Source organism: Microcystis sp. M44BS1 (assembly GCF_020244875.1).
GTDB lineage: Bacteria > Cyanobacteriota > Cyanobacteriia > Cyanobacteriales > Microcystaceae > Microcystis > Microcystis panniformis.
The window spans coordinates 1-4940 of sequence record NZ_JADBVM010000012.1; the positions used below are offsets into that span (position 1 = coordinate 1).

Annotated in this window: 5 protein-coding genes and 1 pseudogene; 2 read left to right on the forward strand and 4 right to left on the reverse strand. The window is 43.8% G+C overall.

All coding sequences use genetic code 11. The annotated features are described in order from the left end of the window. Positions 1–284: pseudogene (locus IM515_RS00425) on the forward strand (RNA-guided endonuclease TnpB family protein); the annotation flags it as partial. 253 nt (positions 285–537) lie between these two features. Here IM515_RS00425 and IM515_RS00430 read toward each other — a convergent pair. Together IM515_RS00430 and IM515_RS00435 are read right to left on the reverse strand one after the other, a co-directional pair. Continuing rightward, positions 538–1092 (reverse strand): YqeG family HAD IIIA-type phosphatase, encoded by a 555-nt coding sequence (locus IM515_RS00430; RefSeq protein ID WP_287629129.1) that lies wholly within the window; start codon positions 1090–1092, stop codon positions 538–540. 99 nt (positions 1093–1191) lie between these two features. Next, positions 1192–1815, reverse strand: coding sequence for a class I SAM-dependent methyltransferase (locus tag IM515_RS00435; RefSeq protein ID WP_287629130.1), 624 nt, complete (start codon positions 1813–1815; stop codon positions 1192–1194). Positions 1816–1934: 119 nt separating this feature from the next. Here IM515_RS00435 and hemH point away from each other — a divergent pair, with 119 nt between their 5' ends. Further along, entirely contained in the window at positions 1935–3098 is a 1164-nt protein-coding gene (gene hemH, locus IM515_RS00440) for a ferrochelatase (protein ID WP_287629132.1), read from the forward strand. A 95-nt stretch (positions 3099–3193) separates the two neighbouring features. On the opposite strand, the gene IM515_RS00445 is transcribed toward hemH, so the two are convergent. Both IM515_RS00445 and prfB read right to left on the reverse strand, forming a co-directional pair. Beyond that, entirely contained in the window at positions 3194–3445 is a 252-nt protein-coding gene (locus IM515_RS00445) for a DUF8653 family protein (protein ID WP_002739055.1), read from the reverse strand. A gap of 82 nt (positions 3446–3527) precedes the next feature. Further along, a protein-coding gene (prfB, locus tag IM515_RS00450) for a peptide chain release factor 2 (RefSeq protein ID WP_287629133.1) occupies positions 3528–4653 on the reverse strand; the annotation gives its coding sequence in 2 pieces (ribosomal slippage) (positions 3528–4580 and positions 4582–4653; 1125 coding nt in all). Positions 4654–4940: the final 287 nt, after the last annotated feature.

Below are 4940 nucleotides of genomic sequence, written 5' to 3' on the forward strand. Positions count from 1 at the left end.
AATTAGAAGGAATCTCTGTGATTCTTCAAGAAGAATCCTATACCTCAGCTTCTAATTTTTTGAATGACGATCCTCTCCCCGTTTATGGACAGATAACTGAAAAACCCGTTTTTTCAGGAAAAAGAATTTCGCGAGGGTTATATCGTACAGATAAGGGGATTCTGGTTCAATCTGATGTCAGATGTTCCTACAATATTTTACGAAAAGCATTCCCAAATGCGTTTAACCGCTATGGGATAGAGAGGTGCGTAGTTCACCCAAGGAGAATTAATCTCTCGAAGTAAAAGTGAAGGGAATTTCTGAAATGGAATTCAGTCTGTCTATATTTGACTATACTTTTACTAACTATGACATCCAAACAGATAAAACTCAAAAACAGTAGCGCCAGCTTTTGGCGTATATCCGCAAAAACTGGCACCTTCTATCTACTGACTTTCATATATTTAAGGTCTTTATCTCGGCTGACCTCATTTCAAATTGTCTATAGTATTTCCTACTTTTCCATCGTTTCCTCTATACTTAATTATTTTTTAATATTTACTTCTGTGACGATTGGTCAGGTTTTATTAAGTAATGCTGCGGATGGAGGGAAACACCGAGAATTTGTGATATCCATACCTCAAAATCGTGGATTGGATAAGCTTGCCCCCCCGTCAAGGGATTTACCATTGGTTTCACCAGAATGGTAAACATTCCCAGACGATTTCCCGCTAAAACATCGGTAAACAAGCGATCGCCAACCATGGCAATTTGTTGGGGGGGGAGACTCATGGCTGCCATCGCTTGCCGGAGTTTGCGTCGAGAGGGTTTCACCGCACCGAGAAGGTAGGGAAGTTGTAAATTATCAGCGATCGCACCGATCCGATTTTCACTGAGATTATTGCTGACCAACCAAATCGGTAGATCAAGACGCAAGGAATCGACCCAACGCTGTAAGTCGTCAGAAACCGCCGTTTCCTGGAGGGGAACAAGGGTATCATCCACATCGAGAATCAATCCCTTAATCCGATGCTGACTCAAAATCTCCAGAGTGAGACCGAGAATCGTATCCCCTAAAATTAAACCGGGTTGTAGAATTTTTGCTCTAGTCATTACTTCTCAAAAATAACTGGCACCGAGTCGATCGAACTCAGCTTCCCTCTTTAGTATAAATGACCGACTGCCCCTGAAAATCTTGCCCGGCCGATCCCTTTACTTGACCGCTTGAATCACCTGTAAACTGCCCCCAGCGTATAATTTTTGTTGACAATCACGAAAACCGATCGCCTGTAAAGATCGGATCAGATCCCGATCGATAAACTGCCAAGCGGTATCGGTTTCAAATAATTGCAAAAATAGGGCTAAAGAAGGCCAAAAAAGCGGGTTAGTGGGTCGATGAAAATCCACGAGGGCAAAAATTCCCCCCGGTCTGAGAACTCGATACACTTCTTTCAGGATTTCCTCTAACTGCTCCGGTTCCATTTCGTGGAGAGCGGCACTAGTATGAACAAGGGCGAATTCTCCGGCACTAAAGGGCATTTTTTCGGCTAATCCCTCCACATAATGCGCTTGCGGCACCGCTAAACTAGCTCGCTGTAGGGCCAAGGGAGAGACATCTAAACCCGTACAGCGATCGGATAGGGGGACTAAATAACGGGTGGTTTGACCCGCACCACAACAGAGATCGAGGATAGGGTCATTTTTAGCGATTTTTAAGCCTTCTAGGGCCAATTGCCGAAAACGTGACTCACCACCCACTGCTAGGGCAGCCAGACGGGAGATACCATCGTAAAGCCATTGATATTGATAACTGAGGGGACGTAAAATAGTAGCCAAGATCAACCTCCAAGATTTGATTAAGTTCTCTGTCGCCTGTAATTTGTTTTAACGGTTCCACCGATATATTGTTAAACTTGGTAAAGAATCTGAAAATTTAAAAATTATCTGTTAACACTATGGGTCGCGTTGGGGTTTTATTATTAAATTTGGGTGGGCCAGAGCGGTTAGAGGATGTACGTCCTTTTCTATTTAACCTTTTTTCTGACCCAGAAATCATCCGTTTACCGATCAAAGGATTACAAAAACCGTTAGCTTGGTTAATATCGACGCTAAGAGCGAGTAAATCCCAAGAAAATTACCGTCAGATTGGCGGTGGCTCCCCTTTACTCAAGATTACGGAAGCACAGGCCACGGCACTGCAACAACGTCTCGCGGAAATGGGGCGCGAGGTGAGCGTTTATATTGGGATGCGTTACTGGAATCCCTTCACCGAAGAAGCGATCGAGCGGATTAAACGGGATCATATCAAAAAATTAGTTATTCTTCCCCTTTATCCCCAATTTTCGATCAGTACCAGTGGTTCCAGTTTTCGTGTGCTGGAGGAAATGTGGCAGCAGGACCCCTATCTACGTTTAACGGAATATACTCTCATCCCCTCTTGGTACGATCATCCCACTTATCTGGGTGCTATGGCCGATCTGATTGCGCGAGAATTAGAGCAGTGTGCTAATCCTGACCAAGTACATATCTTTTTTAGCGCCCATGGTGTCCCCCAAAGTTATGTGGAGGAAGCGGGAGATCCCTATCAAAGGGAAATTGAAGAATGCACTAGGGCGATCATGCGTACACTCAACCGACCCAATCAGTACACTTTAGCCTATCAAAGTCGCGTCGGTCCAGTGGAATGGCTAAAACCCTATACGGAAGATGCTTTAAAAGGGCTGGGAGAGCAGGGAATTAAGAATTTATTGGTCGTGCCGATTAGCTTTGTCTCGGAACACATCGAAACTCTGCAAGAAATCGATATAGAGTACAGAGAAGTGGCGGAAGAAGCGGGAATTGAACATTTTCAGCGAGTCCCGGCTCTTAACACTCACCCGATGTTTATCGAATCTCTCTCCCAGTTAGTGGTAAAATCCCTAGAGGAAAAACCCACCACTTTCGAGCAAATTACCCGTCCGAAAGCGAATATGAAAATGTATCCCCAGGAGCGTTGGGAATGGGGAATGACCACGGCAGCCGAGGTGTGGAATGGCCGATTAGCGATGATTGGTTTTCTGGCAATTATTATCGAATTAATTACCGGTCAAGGACCGTTACATTTTGTTGGTTTATTATAACCTCGCTCTTCGCTGCCATTGGTTTTGATGGTAACTACCAAAATAAGGTTGGGTTTAACTATATTTAACCCAACCTTTGCCGATTTCATCTTCTCTTAGGACATCATATTAGCAGAACGAACATTAACGTTAACTTCTAGCCTGCCATTGCCGAGCATATCTAACCCAGTGACGCTAAACAGATTAGCTTTAATCCCCCTTTCCTGAAAATTAGCCTGTAATTCTTTGATGAGAACCTCTTCCACTTTCCCTTCATCATCTGCTAGAGCTTGAACGATTTTAGCGGCGAAAGAGCCAATTTTTGCGCTTAATATTTCTTCCACATTGGTAATCTCGATAATAACCATTGATTTTTCTTCTTAGTAGAGGACAAAGAGCTTGACAAGCCAATAAGAACAGAATTTGCGAGAAAATAGAGCTGCTCTCATCTTAGGAATCAGTATAACCCGCACTGTTACCCCCCAAACGTAAATAGGCTTCAATAAAGCTATCTAAATCCCCATTCATTACCCCAGTAACATCGGTGGTTTCCACATTGCTACGGAGATCCTTAACCAATTGATAGGGATGAAAAACATAGTTACGGATTTGATTGCCCCAAGCGGCCTCCACCATATCGCCGCGAATTTCGGCGATCGCTTGAGCCTGTTGTTCCCGAGCGATAATTAACAATTTCGCCTTTAATAAAGCTAGGGCTTTTTCTTTATTTTGTAATTGCGATCGCTCTTGGGTACAACGCACAGCGATACCTGTGGGAAGATGAACCACACGCACGGCAGTTTCCACTTTATTAACATTTTGTCCACCTTTTCCCCCCGATCTAGCGGTGGTAATTTCTAAATCTTTATCGGGAATTTCTACCCTCACCGCATCATCGCCCAAAATTGGCATCACTTCCACCCCGGCGAAACTGGTTTGACGTTTACCATTAGCATTAAAAGGGGAAATTCTGACTAACCGATGGGTGCCTTTTTCTCCTTTTAGATAACCGTAAGCATAAGTTCCAGCAATTTCAATTGTCACCGATTTAATTCCCGCTTCATCTCCTTCTGATATTTCCGCTAAAGTGACTTTATATCCCTGTTTCTCGGCCCAGCGAGAATACATTCTCAGGAGCATTTCTGTCCAATCTTGGGCATCGGTTCCCCCGGCCCCCGCATTAATCGTTAAAACCGCTCCTTTTGCGTCGTAGGGACCATTTAAAAGCTGTTGCAATTCCCAGCGATCGAGGTCATGCTGTAAATGAGTTAAATTGTCCGTTGCTTCTTCTAGTAAAGCTCGATCGGATTCTAATTCTAATAACTCGATAATTGCCTTGGTATCTTCTAATTGTTCACACCAACTTTGATAGGTTTCTAAATAAGATTTACATTCGTTTAGTTCTTGCAGGGTTTTTTGAGCAGTATCGGGATTATCCCAAAAAGTGGGGACGGCTGCCACCTGTTCTAAGTCTTTAATTTTGGCCCTTAAAGTGGGTAAGTCAAAGATAGTCCTGGGTTTTACCCAGGCGCGATCCTACTATCTCGATGCCTTTTTTTAGTTCTGATATTTCCATGTTTTCAGTTATCAGTTATCAGTTATCAGTTATCAGTTATCAGTTATCAGTTATCAGTTATCAGTTACTCTAGGAGTCAGGAGTCAGGAGGCCGGAGTTGAGAGTTGGGGTTTTAGGGTTTTGGGGTTTTAGGGTTTTGGGGTTTTAGTTGAAATTCCCCCATTTCCCCATTTCCCCATTTCCCCATTTCCCCATTTCCCCATTTCCCCATTCCCCCATTCCCCCATTTCCCCATTTCCCCATTTCCCCATTTCCCCATTTCCCCATTCCCCCATTCCCCCATTTCC

What these genes read in the sequence shown, in the direction of transcription:
- IM515_RS00430 (WP_287629129.1), bottom strand. Translation starts at nt 1,092, where the DNA reads ATGACTAGAGCAAAAATTCTACAACCCGGTTTAATTTTAGGGGATACG.
- hemH (WP_287629132.1), top strand. Translation starts at nt 1,935, where the DNA reads ATGGGTCGCGTTGGGGTTTTATTATTAAATTTGGGTGGGCCAGAGCGG.
- IM515_RS00445 (WP_002739055.1), bottom strand. Translation starts at nt 3,445, where the DNA reads ATGGTTATTATCGAGATTACCAATGTGGAAGAAATATTAAGCGCAAAA.